General features: G+C 68.3%; 16 protein-coding genes and 1 pseudogene. 10 read left to right on the top strand and 7 right to left on the bottom strand.

What is annotated here, in order from left to right:
• Window positions 1–8: 8 nt before the first annotated feature.
• Genes GA0070607_RS00755 through GA0070607_RS00765 form a run of 3 tightly spaced genes read right to left on the bottom strand, consistent with a single transcriptional unit; the run spans window position 9 to window position 2664 of the window.
• On the bottom strand, window positions 9–668 hold the full coding sequence (locus GA0070607_RS00755; protein ID WP_089016434.1) for a response regulator: 660 nt from the start codon (window positions 666–668) through the stop codon (window positions 9–11).
• The gene (locus tag GA0070607_RS00760; protein ID WP_089016435.1) at window positions 665–1834 is read right to left on the bottom strand and encodes a sensor histidine kinase; all 1170 of its coding nucleotides are present in this window, start codon (window positions 1832–1834) and stop codon (window positions 665–667) included. Before GA0070607_RS00760 ends, GA0070607_RS00755 begins: the two co-directional genes overlap by 4 nt.
• A complete protein-coding gene (locus tag GA0070607_RS00765) occupies window positions 1831–2664 on the bottom strand; it encodes a CPBP family intramembrane glutamic endopeptidase (RefSeq protein WP_089016436.1) in 834 nt (277 codons plus the stop codon). Before GA0070607_RS00765 ends, GA0070607_RS00760 begins: the two co-directional genes overlap by 4 nt.
• Before the next feature lie 271 nt (window positions 2665–2935).
• Between GA0070607_RS00765 and GA0070607_RS32195 the strand changes: the two genes are divergently transcribed.
• The gene (locus GA0070607_RS32195) at window positions 2936–3277 is read left to right on the top strand and encodes a hypothetical protein (protein ID WP_157743049.1); all 342 of its coding nucleotides are present in this window, start codon (window positions 2936–2938) and stop codon (window positions 3275–3277) included.
• Here GA0070607_RS32195 and GA0070607_RS00770 read toward each other — a convergent pair whose 3' ends face one another.
• On the bottom strand, window positions 3278–4189 hold the full coding sequence (locus GA0070607_RS00770) for a LysR family transcriptional regulator (protein ID WP_089016437.1): 912 nt from the start codon (window positions 4187–4189) through the stop codon (window positions 3278–3280).
• Between the two features lie 287 nt (window positions 4190–4476).
• Here GA0070607_RS00770 and GA0070607_RS00775 point away from each other — a divergent pair, with 287 nt between their 5' ends.
• Genes GA0070607_RS00775 through GA0070607_RS00785 form a run of 3 tightly spaced genes read left to right on the top strand, consistent with a single transcriptional unit; the run spans window position 4477 to window position 6826 of the window.
• Window positions 4477–5103, top strand: a complete 627-nt coding sequence (locus GA0070607_RS00775) for an NADPH-dependent F420 reductase (RefSeq protein ID WP_089016438.1) — start codon at window positions 4477–4479, stop codon at window positions 5101–5103.
• A gap of 52 nt (window positions 5104–5155) precedes the next feature.
• On the top strand, window positions 5156–6097 hold the full coding sequence (locus GA0070607_RS00780) for an SDR family oxidoreductase (RefSeq protein WP_089016439.1): 942 nt from the start codon (window positions 5156–5158) through the stop codon (window positions 6095–6097).
• 57 nt (window positions 6098–6154) lie between these two features.
• Window positions 6155–6826, top strand: a complete 672-nt coding sequence (locus GA0070607_RS00785; protein ID WP_197701271.1) for an NADPH-dependent F420 reductase — start codon at window positions 6155–6157, stop codon at window positions 6824–6826.
• Between the two features lie 436 nt (window positions 6827–7262).
• Here GA0070607_RS00785 and GA0070607_RS00795 read toward each other — a convergent pair whose 3' ends face one another.
• Window positions 7263–7904: a TetR/AcrR family transcriptional regulator gene (locus tag GA0070607_RS00795; RefSeq protein WP_089016442.1), complete on the bottom strand. Its 642-nt coding sequence runs from the start codon at window positions 7902–7904 to the stop codon at window positions 7263–7265.
• A gap of 144 nt (window positions 7905–8048) precedes the next feature.
• Here GA0070607_RS00795 and GA0070607_RS00800 point away from each other — a divergent pair, with 144 nt between their 5' ends.
• Both GA0070607_RS00800 and GA0070607_RS00805 read left to right on the top strand, forming a co-directional pair.
• Window positions 8049–8783, top strand: coding sequence for an SDR family NAD(P)-dependent oxidoreductase (locus tag GA0070607_RS00800; RefSeq protein ID WP_089016443.1), 735 nt, complete (start codon window positions 8049–8051; stop codon window positions 8781–8783).
• A gap of 157 nt (window positions 8784–8940) precedes the next feature.
• Window positions 8941–9564 (top strand): NADPH-dependent F420 reductase, encoded by a 624-nt coding sequence (locus GA0070607_RS00805; protein WP_089016444.1) that lies wholly within the window; start codon window positions 8941–8943, stop codon window positions 9562–9564.
• A 23-nt stretch (window positions 9565–9587) separates the two neighbouring features.
• Here GA0070607_RS00805 and GA0070607_RS00810 read toward each other — a convergent pair.
• Window positions 9588–9728, bottom strand: a pseudogene (locus GA0070607_RS00810) (IS5/IS1182 family transposase); the annotation flags it as partial.
• A 427-nt stretch (window positions 9729–10155) separates the two neighbouring features.
• Between GA0070607_RS00810 and GA0070607_RS00815 the strand changes: the two are divergent.
• The 4 genes from GA0070607_RS00815 to GA0070607_RS00830 all read left to right on the top strand — a co-directional run bounded on the left by GA0070607_RS00815 (window position 10156) and on the right by GA0070607_RS00830 (window position 13832).
• Window positions 10156–10818, top strand: a complete 663-nt coding sequence (locus tag GA0070607_RS00815; RefSeq protein ID WP_089016445.1) for an ABC transporter permease — start codon at window positions 10156–10158, stop codon at window positions 10816–10818.
• Window positions 10818–12014, top strand: a complete 1197-nt coding sequence (locus GA0070607_RS00820; protein ID WP_089016446.1) for a betaine/proline/choline family ABC transporter ATP-binding protein — start codon at window positions 10818–10820, stop codon at window positions 12012–12014. The genes GA0070607_RS00815 and GA0070607_RS00820 overlap by 1 nt, the downstream gene beginning before the upstream one ends.
• Window positions 12015–12126: 112 nt before the next feature.
• Window positions 12127–12816, top strand: a complete 690-nt coding sequence (locus tag GA0070607_RS00825) for an ABC transporter permease (RefSeq protein WP_197701217.1) — start codon at window positions 12127–12129, stop codon at window positions 12814–12816.
• A 44-nt stretch (window positions 12817–12860) separates the two neighbouring features.
• On the top strand, window positions 12861–13832 hold the full coding sequence (locus GA0070607_RS00830; RefSeq protein ID WP_089016447.1) for a glycine betaine ABC transporter substrate-binding protein: 972 nt from the start codon (window positions 12861–12863) through the stop codon (window positions 13830–13832).
• A gap of 329 nt (window positions 13833–14161) precedes the next feature.
• Here the strand turns inward: GA0070607_RS00830 and GA0070607_RS00835 are convergent, their stop codons facing one another.
• Window positions 14162–14506 carry a cupin domain-containing protein gene (locus GA0070607_RS00835; RefSeq protein WP_089016448.1) on the bottom strand — a complete coding sequence of 115 codons (345 nt, stop codon included), beginning with the start codon at window positions 14504–14506 and terminating at the stop codon, window positions 14162–14164.
• Window positions 14507–14908: the final 402 nt, after the last annotated feature.

Raw genomic sequence — 14908 nt, forward strand, 5'->3', positions numbered from 1 at the left:
CGCCATCCTCAGGTCACCAGGCCGCTGCGGTAGGCGTGGACGACTGCCTGCACGCGGTCGCGCAGGCCGAGCTTGGCCAGGATGCGTGACACGTACGTCTTGACGGTCTCCTGGCTGATCACCAGCGTCGCGGCGATCTCGCCGTTCGACAGGCCGTTGGCGATGAGGCGCAGCACCTCGAGCTCGCGCGGCGTCAGCGCGGACTCGGGGTCCGCGCTCTCTGGGGGCCGGATCCGGGCCGCGTACCGGCCGACGAGCTGCCTGGTCACCTCGGGTGCCAGCAGTGCGGACCCGGTCGCGACGGTGCGGATGCCGTTCAGCAGCTGCGCGGTCGGGGCGTCCTTGAGCAGGAATCCGCTGGCTCCGGCGCGCAGCGCCTCGTAGACGTACTCGTCGAGGTTGAACGTCGTCACCACGAGCACCTTGACGGGGCGCGCCACCCCGGCGCCGGCGATCAGGCGGGTCGCCTGGATGCCGTCGAGCACCGGCATCCGGACGTCCATCACCACGACGTCCGGGTTCAGTTGGACCGCAAGGTCGACGGCGGCCTGCCCGTCCGCGCACTCGCCGACCACCTCGAGGTCGGGCTGGGCGTCGATGATTGTCGCGAAACCGGTGCGGATCAGCGCCTGGTCGTCGCACACCAGGACCCGGACCGGCGCACTCACGCCCGGTTCCCGGTAGGGATGCGCGCACGGACGACGAACCCGCCGTCCGCCCGCCGGTCCGCGCTGAACTCGCCCCCGAGGGCGTCCACCCGTTCACGGAGCCCGACGAGCCCCCGGCCGCTCCCGCCGGCAGGGCGCTGTCGGGCGCCGGCGGGTTCATGGCTCGCGCCCGCCGTACTGACCTCCACGGTGATCTCCCTGTCGTCGTAGCGCACGCGCGCCGCAGTCGGCCTGCCGTGTGCGTGCTTGAGGGCGTTCGTCAGAGCCTCCTGCACCACCCGGTGGGCGACCAGCTCGGCGCTCCCGGCCGATTCCGACGGCGTGCCCTCCTCGGTGAGCTCCACCGGCTGCCCGGCCCGGCGGGTCTGCTCGACGAGCGTGCGCAGTTCCCGGAGCGACGGTGTCCGGGCAGTGGTGTCGTGGCCCGGGTCGAGCAGGTCCAGGAGATGACGTAGGTCGCCGATCGCCCGGCGGCCCGTGTCGGTGACCGCGTTCAGGGTCTCGTCGAGACGGTCGGGCGCGCCCGTCAGGTACCTGGCAGCCTCTGTCTGCACGACCATCGCCGTCACATGGTGGGTCACGACGTCGTGCAGCTCGCGGGCGATCCGCGTGCGTTCCGCGGTGCGGGTCTCCTCGGCGACCCGGAGGCGCCGTTCGGCCTCGGCCGCCCGGATGGCTCGCAGCCAGGAGCCCACGGCCCACACGAGGACCAGCGCCACGTAGAACGTCAGGTACCCGTCCGCCCGCTCGGCCCCGCCGACCAGGTCGAGCGCGACCGCCAGCATCACGTAGGCACCCGAGAGGAGGATCGCGACCATGCGGCGACGGCGTTCCAGGTAGACACCCGCGCTCAGCAGCGCGATAGCGAGCCCGGCGCCCGCCAACGTGTGGTAACCCCGGAGCTGATCGAGGGTGAAGCCGAGGAACACCAGGACAAGGCAGGCGGCCGGCCACCGCCGACGAACGGCGAGCGGGAAGCACTGGAGGACGATCGCGACAACGGCCAGCGCGTCGAAGGGACGGGTCGGCAGCGCGCCGATCTCTGTCCCAAGCCCGTGGAACGCCGGCACGAACGATGCGATCGCCGGCACCAACGCGAGCGGCAGGTCCCGGACCGTGACGTCGAGCTGACGCCACCGGTCCAGGACCCGCCGGAGATCGGTCACCGAGTGAGCCTAGCGGCCACGTCCGCCTGGGCCGAGCGACGGACGGGGACCACGTGACCACGCCGGTAGGCCAGCCACATGAACGCGCCGGTGGCCAGCACGCCGAGCACCACCGCGTAGACACTGGCCTCCGGTCCGAAGTCGCCGCCCGTGACCAGCGCGGGACCCGAGATCGTCGCGTCCAGCAGGCCCTGCGCGGTGTTGCTGCCGGACACCTCGGTGCTGAAGATGGCGCTCGCGGCGATGTTCCAGCCGAAGTGCAGACCGATCGGCACCCACAGCTTGCGGGTGGCGATGTACGCGGCGGTCAGCATCCCGCCTGCCTCGATGGCGATTGCGATGGCACCCAACAGGGTGGCGTTCGCGTTGGCCAGGTGGATCAGGCCGAACAGCGAGCCGGTCAGCGCGAGCGCGATCCAGGTGCCGGTCCAGCGCTCGATGTTCCGGAACAGGACACCGCGGAAGACCAGCTCCTCGGCCACAGCGGCACCCGCCATGATCCCGAGCAGGCTGACGGCGCTCGCCGGCGTGCCCAGGCCGTTGATCGTGTAGTCACCGAAGAAGGCGATGTTCGCGATCACTGCCCCGAACAGCGCGATGCCGAGCAGCGTGCCCCAGCCGATTCCGGCACCTGCTCCCTTCAGCGAGACCTCGACGGGGGCGCGGTGCTCGGTTCGCCGCACCACCCAGCCGTAGACCAGGACCCCGACGACGGCCGTCAGCAGGCCGGCGACGAGCGCCAGCCAGGGGGTGTCCTTCACCGCTGCCGTGCCCAGATTGCCGAGGATCCAGACCGCCGCAACCGCCAAGAGTTGCCATACCAGACGCACGATGACTCCTTGAGAAGCCGCGGCGGGAGCGTCGCGGGCTACCCCGAACGCTATGGATTTGCCCGCCCAAAGTAGTCACCGCACGGTGGACATTCGCAGGTAGCTCGCACGGGGGACAGATTGTGCTGCACCGGGCAGCCGCGCTCGAACGTCAGCAGACGTCCTGGCTCGGCATTGACGACGAGCAGTTCTACGACCCAAACGCAGGCCACTAGCCCAGGAGACCAGCTCGTACCGCATCGTCCGGGCAACTCAGCCGCTCGAGCTGGAAGTGTCCATCCTGCTGCACGTGTGCCCCCAAGCGGTTGGCGCCGACTTTGTCAATGGAAACCACATCGCGGATGAACGACCGATGCTGTTGGTCCATGGAATGGCTGGGTACACGAAGACCGGCATCATCGGCCGCCCCTCGGCTGGCACCGCCGACAAGGGCCGAGCCCTACTGGCAAGCCTGGCAGAATCGTTCGACGATCATCTGTCCAGCCTGCTAGACGAGCGGCAACCGCCGCGGAGTCAGTGGAAGGAGGTCTGGAACCTCATTCAGCCGCTGCTGCCCGCCGACCCGCCGCGAGGAGTCCGCTGGGGCGATCACCGCTGTTGTCGGTCGAACTGATCAACCGTGCTGTGCGGCGGCACCGGTTGCCAGGTGCCACATTTCATCGTTCCCGCATTCTGCGGTGATCTCGGCCGTCGCGTGAGCCGCGGCGAGGAAGTCGTTGACCAGCGGCGAGGTGCGCGACGCCGCCACCGCGAGGCACACCTGGTCGGGTGCCAGATCCGTGACGGGTACATAGCTGACTTCCGGGTGTGAGTAGAACACGGCTGCCGAACGGGCTAGGAACGAGATGCCCCGGCGGGCCGCGACATGTTCGAGCGTCTCGTCCACCCCACGCACCAGGTATCCGGCGTTGGGGTGTGGGCGCTTGGTGGGCTGTGTGCTTGTGTCGGGATGCCAGAGCAGCGGCTCGCCGGCCAGGTCGGCCTCGGTGATCTGCTTCTTGCCGGCGAATCGGTGGCCGGCGGGAAGCACTGCCACCCGCGGCTCGGTGTACAGCGGGGTGACGCGCAGGCCGGTCTCGTCGATGGGCAGCCGCACATAGCCGACGTCGATGCGGCCGTCGAGCAGCATCTCGGCCTGCTCGTCGGACTCGATCCGCTGCACATCCACGATCACGTCCGGGTGCCGGACGGCGAACTCCCGCACCGCCGCAGTGGCCGTAATGCCCGCGCGGAAGCCGACCATCAGCCGCTGGCTGCCGCGCGCGGCTGCGGTCACCCGGCGGCGGACCGCGTCTGCGGAGGCCAGCAGCGGGCCGGCGTCGGTCAACAACTGCCTGCCGGCGTCGGTCAGCGCCACGCCGTGGCTGTCCCTGATCAGCAGCGGGGCGCCAAGATCGTGTTCCAGCGCGCGGATCTGCCGGCTGAGCACCGGCTGTGCGATATGCAGGTCATCGGCAGCGCGGCCGAAGTGCAACCGGTCGGTGACGGCCACGAAGTAGCGCAACTTGCGCAGGTCCAGATCCATGGAGCCTCCCGTTCCGGCGATGCCTCCAGGGTATCGCAATCGCTGAAATAGGTCTTGGACACCTCGCTCAGGCCAGTGGCATGCTCGATAGGCACCTGATGGTCCGGAGCTAATTCGACACGAGAATTCGACATCGAGACTTCATAGCAGATCGCCAGAATTTGAATTAGCACGTACTGAACCGGGCCCGTCGCGTCATTCGGTGGCATCGACGACACAACCGTTTGCAACAACGGGACGGGCGTGGCGTTCTGTCCAGACATTCGAATCCAGAAAGCAGGCACTCCATGAGCAGCATCAGCATTATCGGCCTGGGGGGTATGGGCCGCGCCATTGGCGCCCGCGCGGTCGAGGGCGGCCACGCCGTCGAGGTCGTCGGTCGCGACGCGGCCAAGGCCAGGAACCTGGCCGCCGCGCTCGGCGGCGGCGCCACGGCCGGAACGTTCGGCACCGTCCCCGCCGGCGGCATCGTCATCCTTGCCGTGCCGAACGCCAGCGCCGTGCCGGTCGTTTCCCAGTACGCTGACGCGCTGGCCGGCAAGGTCATCATCGACATCACAAACCCCATGAGAGCCGACGCGAGCGGGCTGACCACCCCTGACGGCACTTCCGCCGCGCAGGAGATCGCCAAGGCCGCCCCGGCGAGCGCGCACGTCGTGAAGGCGTTCAACACCGTCTTCGGCCACGTCCTGGCCACCCCGGGGCGCCCATTGGACGTGCTCTTCGCTGGCGACGACGCGCGGGCCAAGGCGAACGTGTCGGCGTTCATCGAGAGCCTCGGGTTGCGCCCCCTGGATGCCGGCGGCCTGGAGATGGCGCACTGGCTGGAAGGGACGGGCCTGCTGATGGTCAACCTGGCCCGCCACGGCGTGGGGGACTTCAACTTCTCCCTCGGCGTCAGCAATCTCGGCTGAGCACACACGCACTACCACTTCTCGCGTCACATCACTCACACGGAGCAGCAGGATGCGCGTTTTCGTCACTGGTGGGACCGGCCATTCCGGTTCGTACATCGTCCCCGAGCTCATCGCCGCTGGGCACGAGGTCACCGGCCTGGCCCGGTCGGACACTGCCGCGGCGGCGCTGTCCGCGCTCGGCGCGAAGGTGCGTCGCGGCGACCTCGGGGATCTCGACGGGCTCAAGGAGGCGGCTGCGGACTCCGACGGCGTCATCCACGTCGCGCACCGGCAGGACCTGCTTTTCTCCGGCGGGATCCACGCCGTGGCCGCCGCAGAGGTCCCGATCATGCTGGCCTACGGCGAGGCACTGGCGGGAACCGGGAAGCCGCTGGTCGCGGCGGGGAGCATCGGCTCGCCCGGGCAGGGATTCCTGGGCCGGACGGCCACCGAGGAGGACCCGGCCCTTCCCAGTGGCGATGAGCACAAGGGCACCCTGCGGGCTCGTAACGTCGTGGAATCCACAGTAATCGGCCTCGCCGAGCAGGGCGTGCGGTCATCGGTCGTGCGGATCGCCAACATCGCGCACAGCACGACCGATCGTGCCGGCTTCCTCCCGACGCTGATCGCGCTCGCGAAGGAGAAGGGCTTCATCGGCTACCCCGCAGACGGCGCGAACCTGTGGAACGCCGTGCACATCCGCGATGTCGCCTCCGTGTTCCGCTTGGCGCTGGAGAAGGGCCCGGCCGGCAGATACTGGCACGCGGTCGACGACGGGGGCATCCCGTTCCGGGAGATCGCCGAGGCCATCGGCGGTCGTCTGGGCCTGCCCGCCGTGAGCATTCCCGTGGACGAACTGGTGCTGCCGGGATACTTCGGGTTCCTCGCGAACATCGTCACGCAGAGCTACCCGGCGTCCAACCTCGTCACCCGCCGGACCCTCGGCTGGGAACCCGCTCAGCCCCGCCTGCTCGCCGATCTGGACAACGGCCACTACTTCCCCGCCAGCTGACGGCAAGGACCCGGGTCTCAACGAGTCCGGTACATGACGAGGAGGGCGGCTCAGAATATGACGACTGTGGGATTCATCGGCAGCGGCGCCATCGGCAGCACGATCGCGCGGCTCGCCGTCGAGGCCGGGCATCAGGTCGTGCTCAGCAACTCACGCGGTCCAGAAACGCTCGCGGACACGGTTGTGGAACTGGGGCCGCGGGCGTCCGCGGCGACCAGCGGGGAAGCCGCGGCAGCCGGTGACATCGTCGTGATCGCGGTTCCGGTCAAGGCCTTCCCCCACGTGCCCGCCGCGCCACTGGCCGGGAAGACGGTCATCGACACGTGCAACTACGGCCCCGAGCGTGACGGGCCCATTCCCGAACTCGACAGCAGGTCGCTCGCCTCAAGCGAGCTGCTGCTGCTGCGGTACCTCCCGGACGCCATGGTCGTGAAAGCGTTCAACAACATCTTCTTCAAGCACCTGCTGTCACTCGCCCGCCCGGCGGGGGCGGCCGACCGCTCGTATCTGCCGATCGTCGGGGACTCCGCGCCGGCGAAGGTGGCGGTGACCGAATTCATCGAATCCATCGGGTACAGCGTGCTGGACGCGGGACCACTGGCCGCCGGCTGGCGGCAAGCGACGGGCACGCCGGTGTGGGGGACCCCGTACGGGCCGTACTCGAACGAGAAGGGCCAGCCGGTCGGCGAGGACGCTATCCGCGCGGCACTGGCCGCCGCAACGCGGTGAACCGCGAGTGCGTGCGCGGGCCGCGGTATGGTCCGGCCGTGTTATAGCCCCGCTCGGCAGGCCGCCGGGCGGGGCGAAACACAGAAATCGTTGTCGTCCAGGTCAGTCGCGGCGATTCGTTCGCGGAGCCGGTCGGCGGACAGGGCCCGTTTCCCTTGGCTTCTGGGGAACAGCCATGTCGGCCTGTCGCGGGCCCGTGCGTCGTCGGCGACGCGTAACGCGAGCCCGGCGAGGGGCTCGCGCAGCCGCAGCGGAGTGCTCGACAGGGCCAGGGTGACCCGTGGCCCTGTCGAGCACTCCGAGTGGGCGTTGGCCGCGTTCGCGTTGGCGTCCTCCTGCGAGTCGGGCTTGTTCTTGCCCTTGTGCGGCGTGATCTACCGCTTCGGCCGCGCCGAACTCGACGCCGTCTTCCGTGCGACAAGGCGTGATCGGGCCGTCATTGGCCTCCCACCGGAACGGGAGCAGACCCCGTAGTTCCGCGGTCATCGCTGGGCTGCCGAGGAGATGACGCGGGGATGGCGTTGTCGATGAGGACGGCGGCGATGGCGGCGGCGGTGGGGAAGGCGTCGGCGTTGAGAACCCGGGTCCGGGCCGCAGCGCCGTCGATGAGCAGCGCGAGCTGCTCGCCGAGCTGTTCAGGCTCGGCGGCGCCGGCTTCCCGGGCGGTGTCGGCGAGCCGCGCGGCGACGGCTTCCTTGTAGTTGCGCGCGTACTGGGATGCGGGGTGCTGGGGGTCGTGAAGTTCGACGGCGGCGCCGATGTAGGGGCACAGGGGGGTGGTGGAAGGGACGTCGAAGGCGGCCAGGAGCCGCTCGCGGGGCGTGAGGTCGGTGCGGTCGAAAACGCCGGACAGAACGGAGGGGTCGAACCGGCGCAGGTACTCGGCGACGAGTTCGTCCTTGCCGGTGAAGTGCTGGTAGGCCGTGCGCTTGGACACCTGGGCCGCCGCGCAAAGCTGGTCCATGCCGGTGCGGTTGATGCCCTGCTCGCGGAACAGCTGCTGGGACGCGCTGATGATGCGCTCGCGCGCACCCCGGCCGCGGCGGCGGCCCTGGGGGCCCTTCTCCAGCTCAGTCATGGGTCCATGGTACCCCTGCTGGGTAACGACCGGTGTACATAGTTTGCGCTGCGGCCACCCGCCCCGTACCGTAAGCACACAGAGCGGTGTACATAACATCATCGCCTCAGGTGCGCACGGCACCACCGACCTGAAGGAGCGGTCATGGGAAAGCTTGACGGCAAGGTAGCGGTCATCACTGGCGGCACCACCGGCATGGCGCTGGCCGGCGCCAAGCTGTTCGTCGACGAGGGAGCGCACGTCTTCATCACCGGCCGCCGCCAGGACGCCCTGGACGAGGCCGTGAAGCAGATCGGCCACAACGTCACCGGCGTCCAGGGCGACGCCGCCGACCTGGACGACCTGGACCGCCTGTACGACACCGTCAAGCGGGAGAAGGGAAGCCTCGACGTACTGTGGGCCAGCGCCGGCGGCGGCGAGCCCGCCCCGCTCGGCGAGATCACCGAGGCCCAGTTCGACACCTGGTTCGGGCTCAACGTTCGGGGCACCCTGTTCACCGTCCAGAAGGCCCTCCCGCTCTTCAATGACGGCGGCTCGATCTTCATGACCGGCTCCAACGCCTCCCTCGGCGCCTTCCCCGGCTGGAGCCTTTACGCCGGCAGCAAGGCCGTCCAGCAGGCCTGGGCCCGCGTCTGGCTCAACGAACTGCGCGACCGCAAGATCCGGGTCAACGTCCTGACCCCGGGCCAGGTCGCCACCGCCAAGCAGGAAGAACTGTTCGACGAGGCCACCAAGCGCCAGTTCGAGTCCCTCATCCCCCGCGGCCAGATGGGCCGCCCCGAAGAAATCGCCACCGTCGCCCTGTTCCTCGCCTCCAACGACTCCAGCTACGTCAACGGCCTGGAACTGGTCGCCGACGGCGGCACCACCGCCATCTGAACCACACACCAGGAATGCCCCGGTCGCACCCCACAACAACCGAATCTACCGGCGGAAGACGACGAGCCGGAGGTGCCGGGAAACGCCGACGCCCGGCGCCTGGCCCGGCACGAACGAGACAGAGCGACACCTTGAGAGCAGGAAGAGAGCACACCTCATGAGCAGCATCACCCTCATCGGTACGGGCAACATGGCCCGTACCATCGGCACGCTCGCGGTGGCGGGCGGCAACACCGTCGAGGTCATGGGACGCGATCAGTCCAAGGCCGATGACCTGGCGAAGGCTCTGGGCGGTGGCGCGACGACGGGCAAGTGGGGCGACGTCCCGGCCGGGGACATCGTCATCACGGCCCTGTTGTACGACGGTGTCGTTCCGGTCGTCGCCGAGTACGGAGAAGCCCTCGCGGGCAAGGTCATCGTCGACATCAGCAACCCCTTCAACGCCACATTCGACGGACTGGCCCACAGCGAGGAGACCTCGATCGCGCAGGAAGCCGCCAAGGTGGCCCCGGCCAGCGCCAACGTGGTGAAGGCATTCAACACCATCTTCCGTAATGTCCTGGAGAAGGGCCGGCCCAACGTCTTCCTCGCTGGCGACGATGCGCAGGCCAAGGCGGGCGTAGCGGCATTCATCGAGAGCCTCGGGCTGCGCCCGCTGGACGTCGGCGGCCTGAAAATGGCGCACTGGCTGGAAGGAGTGGGCGTGGTCACGGTGGGCCTTGCCGGCAACGGGGTCGGCCACTGGGACTTCGCCCTCGGCGTCAACGAATTCACCGGCTGAGCCCCAGGGCCGAGGATCGGGTGCTCGGCGTGGTGTAACACGAGGATGGCCTGCACGATCGCAGTGGCGCGGTGTGGGCAACAGCGCCGCTCGGTCAAGATTTTCCGGCTTTTGAGGGTGGCGTTGGCGCGTTCGCCGATGGAGCGGGTCCGGGCGTGGGCGCGCCATCCTCACCGGCCGCTGGCGCACTCTGCGCCAGCGGCCGCCAGCCCACGCCGGAACGGGGAGATCGCCGCCGTGCTGCACCTGACCCTTTCGAATACAAATACCTACCGCTGAGATTACGTCATTGGATGTCCGATTTTCTCGTTGGCTAGCAATGTTCGACCAACTCGATCTCGCCCCACTCGAATGCGTGGATTGGCCTACCGGCGACGCATCACACGAGGTCCGACGGCGAACGTCACCCGTGGAGCATGAACTCCTCGCCACACCGAAAAGGCCCAGACCGGCAATTGGTGTGACCGCTTGACGAGCGTCCGCTGCCGTGCGGCGACCTGGGCGGCCGTCACCGGTTACGTGACCGGCAACCGGCCACCGGTCAGGGGGCCTCGGCAAACATGAAAATCCATCGGTTAAACTTGCTCGTCAATGACCTTCCTCGACTACATCTCCGGCTTGCCCGCATATCTGGAACGAGAGTGGTCTGACCTACTCGAGCTGACCTTCGAGCATCTGCTTGTGGTGCTCGTCACAATTGTGTTGGCGACTGTGATCGCGCTCGGGTTGGGTCTGGCAACTTATCGCAATCGAAACGGAGCCAGAGCCGTACTGACGGTGACCGGCACGTTCCTGACCGTCCCGTCGTTCGCCCTGTTCGGACTGTTCATACCGATTTTCGGTCTCGGGGCCGTGCCCACGGTCGTCGCGTTGGTGCTGTACTCACTGCTTCCCATCGCGCGCAACACGATCACTGGGCTGCGTTCGGTCGATCCAGCTATCGTCGAATCGGCGCAGGGCATGGGGCTCTCCCGCCGCCAACGGCTGCTCCGCATCGAGCTACCGCTGGCCTGGCCGGTCATCATGACCGGCGTACGCGTGTCGACCCTGATGATCGTTGGGATCGCTGCCATCGCGGCCATCGTCAACGGGCCCGGCCTCGGTGGACCGATTTTCCAGGGGCTCTCGGCGATCGGCACCCAGCGCGGCTTCAACCTTGCCTTCAGCGGAACCCTCTTCGTGGCGATGCTGGCGCTGCTGCTGGACGGCGTCCTCGGACTGATCTCCAAGTTGACGACATCGAAGGGGCTGTGATGCCTGAGCATGCACAAGGGACCGTTACGGCGGCGTCCATCCGCCTCGAGTCGTTGACCAAGCGCTATCCGGGTCAGGCCGAGTCGGCCGTGGACAACATCACCATGGACATACCGGCAGGCGAAATCGTGGTTCTGGTCGGACCCTCTGGTTGCGGCAAGACCACCAGCCTGAAGATGATCAACCGGATCATCGAGCCGACCTCCGGACGCATCTTCATCGACGGCGAGGACGTGACCCACGTCAACGCTGATCAACTACGCCGTCGGATCGGCTACGTCATCCAACAGATCGGCCTGTTCCCGCACATGACGATCGCCGAGAACATCGGCATGGTGCCCCGGCTGCTCGGGTGGAGCCGGGCCCGGATCTCCGAGCGTGTCGACGAACTGCTGGATCTGGTGGGCATGGAACCGTCGGCCTACCGTGCGCGGTACCCGAAGGAACTCTCAGGCGGCCAGCGCCAACGGGTCGGGGTCGCCCGGGCGATGAGCGCCGACCCTCCGGTGCTGCTGATGGACGAGCCGTTCGGCGCCATCGACCCGATCACCCGCGAGCGTCTCCAGAACGAGTTCCTCCGCCTGCAGAGCAACATTCGGAAGACCATCGTCTTCGTCACCCACGACATTGACGAGGCGATCAAGCTCGGCGACCGGATCGCGATCCTCACGAAGGGGTCGAAGATCGCCCAGTACGACACTCCCGAAGCGATCCTGACGGCTCCGGCCGACGACTTCGTCGCGGACTTCATCGGCTCGGGAGCATCGCTCAAGCGCCTGAGCCTCAGCCGCGTCCGAGACGTGGAGCTCAACCAGTGGGCAGTCGGCCGGCTCGACGACGATCGGGCACACCTGCGCCAGGCGCTCACCGACAGCGATCACGGGTCGCTGCTGTTGCTCGACGAGAACCAACGGCCGGTTCGCTGGGTCACCGGCCATGACCTGACACGGTCGGGCGAGTCCCTCGATCGGGTGGGGCTTCCCGCGGCGGCCACCGTGGAGCCGCACGCCACGCTGCACGACGCGCTCAACGAGATGGTCACCTCGCGGGTCGGGTGCGCGATCGTCGTCGACGACCAGCGGCGGTACCAGGGCATCGTCGACATGCGCACAGTGATGCGCGCCATCGACGAGATGCGCGAGAGTTCCCGGGCCCGGGACCGGGACACGGCAGGCCAGCGCGCGGAGGCCGGTTAAGGTGGCCATCCCAGCATTCGGGGCCAGGACCCGCGAGGTCACGCCCGACGCCAACGACCTACTCAACGAGCTCGGCGGACCGTCCCGATTCTGGCGGCGGTTGGGCACTCCGGTGCTCCTCGCCGCCGTCTGCGTAGCCCTGTACCTCTACGTACGGAACCAGGACCTCGACAGAATCTCCCAGGCGAGCCTCAACGCCGACACGATTCGCGAGAAGCTGATCGAGCATGTGCAGCTCACCTTCGTCTCGACCCTGATCGTCGTCCTCCTGGCGGTGCCGTTGGGGGTGCTCCTGACCCGCTCAGCGGTCCGCAGGTTCTCCCCGGTAGTGCTCGCCGTCGCCAACATCGGTCAGGCGATACCGTCGATCGGGGTTCTGGTGTTGATGGCGATCACCGTCGGCATCGGCTTCGGCCAGGCCGTCTATGCGCTGGTCATCTACGCCGCGCTGCCGGTCCTGCGTAACACCATCGTCGGCCTGAACCAGGTCGATCGCATGCTCGTCGAGGCGGGCCGGGGAATGGGCCTGAGCGGCTGGCAGGTGCTTCGCCGCATCGAGCTACCGCTGAGCGTGCCGGTCCTGCTCGCCGGCATCCGTACGGCACTGATCATCAACGTCGGCACCGCCACCCTGGCGACCTTCGTCGGTGCCGGCGGCCTCGGCTTCCTTATCGACCAGGGGATCCGCTTCGATCGGATGCCCGTTCTCATCACCGGAAGTGTCCTCACCGCAGTTCTGGCGCTGCTCCTTGACTGGGTGGCCGGAATTGTCGAGGACGCTCTGCGCCCGAAGGGGCTATGACCTCCGCGGCTTCGTCCTGAGTCGCTCACTATCTGAGGAGGAACATGAGGAACACGAACAAGCGAGGCCGTTGGCCGCTGCTCACCGGCGCACTGGCGCTGGTAATGCTCGTCGCCGCGTGCGGCAGCGACGGCAACGACGATGTCGCGGGCAGCGGAAGCATCGGGGAGAAGTTCGACCTCGGCGGCGCCACGGTCACCGTCGGCTCCAAGGAGTTCACCGAGCAACTCGTCCTCGGAAACCTGACCAAGCTCGCACTCACCGCCGCGGGCGCCAAGGTGGAGGACCAGATCGGATTGCAGGGCAGTACGACCGTCCGCGCCGCGCTGACCTCCGGCGAGATCGACCTGTACTGGGAGTATCTCGGTACCGGCTGGGTCACCTACCTGAAGAACGAGAAGGGCATCCCCGGAGCCAAGGCCCAGTTCGAAGCAGTCCGCGACGCCGACGCGGCCAACGGTGTCACCTGGCTCGACCAGGCCCCGTTCAACGACACCTACGCGATCGCCGCGAGCAACGAGACCGCCGAGCGGCTCGGCGTCGCCTCGATCTCCGACCTCGCCGCACTGGTCGCAAGCAACCCCGCGGACGCGACCTTCTGCGTCGGCGGCGAGTTCTCCACCCGGCCCGACGGCCTGCCCGGCCTGGAGAAGGCGTACGGCTTCAAGGTCGCACCGGACAACGTCTCCAACGTGCAGGACGCCCTCGTGTACAACCAGGTCGACAAGGGCGAGTGCGCCTTCGGCTCGATCACCTCCACCGACGGTCGGGTGGGTAGCCTCGGTCTCACCGTGCTGACCGACGACAAGCAGTTCTTCCCACCCTTCAACGGTTCGCTGAACGTCCGGAGTGAGGTGCTCAACGAGCACCCCGAGATCAAGGACATCTTCGCTCCGATCGCGGCGGCCCTCGACGATGCCACGATGGTCGCGCTCAACGCGAAGGTCGACGTGGACGGTGAAGAACCGGCGGATGTCGCCAAGACCTGGTTGACCGAGAACGGCTACATCGGCTGACGACCCTGCCCCGCGGCCCCAACGTCGGGCCACTGTTCACCGCGTAGGGGTTCGATCCCCTTCGGGCGCACAGATGATCAAGGCCGTGACCCGCGCGACCGCGGGTCACGGCCTTGGTCGCTTCTGCCGCTTGCTGCCCGCGCGGCGCCCCTGCCCGTCAGAACGAGCCCACCGCTCCGGGTCGTCCCGATCGGCCAGCGGGGGACTGCCCACCACGAGCGGCCCCTCATAATGCCAACAGCGCTGGACCGGGCATAACGGAGCGTGGCAGGGCCATCCGTTCCACTCACGACGGACGCTGAACTGCGGGCGGGCGACCGTCGGCCGCCCTATTCGGCTCGCCGACCCGAAGCGCGCGAGCCGTACGCCGGGCCGAACACCACCAGCAGCGCCAGGTCCTCGGTCACCTCGTCGAACCGGTGCTCCTCGCCAGCCGGCACGAAGATCACCGAACCCGGGCCAACCTCGGCCGCGCCGTCCGGAGTCACGATCCGGGCCCGCCCCGCGGTGACCACGTAGATCTCATCCTCGGTGTGCGGACTCTGATCGTCGAGACCGCCCGTCGGGATGCAGTACGTCCCCACCGACAGGTCCGGCACCCTCAGGTGCTCCACCCAGTCGTTGACTGCCCCGGCGGGTGCGGTCCACCGGCCCGCTCCTTCGATGATCAGCATGGCGGAAGCCTAGCCTGGTGCGAATCGCCGGTAGTCGATCCCGACCCTCGCAAGGGAAAAGGCTCGCGGCCAGGGCGGCGGCGCTCGGCACGCCAGCCGGCTCGCCGGCTGACTGCGCGCCGGGGGCCTGCCGACCCCGGACCAGCGGGTGTCACGCTGCCCCGCCGGGAGGGCCGACAGGGCTACGACTGGGGGTACGACGAGCTGCCCCGGCACCGGACGCACCTGCGGGTCAGCCCGCCGGAGGGCGTCGACGACCCGTTCGGCCTGCTCATGGCGCTCTGCGCTCATCGGCTACCGCGCGCTCCGCGGCTACTAGGTTCAATGACCTGCGACCGTCGCCCGGCCAGACCTCGGTCGAGGCGCCCGGGCTGTCGCTCTCTTTTCGGCTGCCCATATGAG

It is taken from the genome of Micromonospora coriariae (genome assembly GCF_900091455.1).
Taxonomy (GTDB): Bacteria; Actinomycetota; Actinomycetes; order Mycobacteriales; family Micromonosporaceae; genus Micromonospora; species Micromonospora coriariae.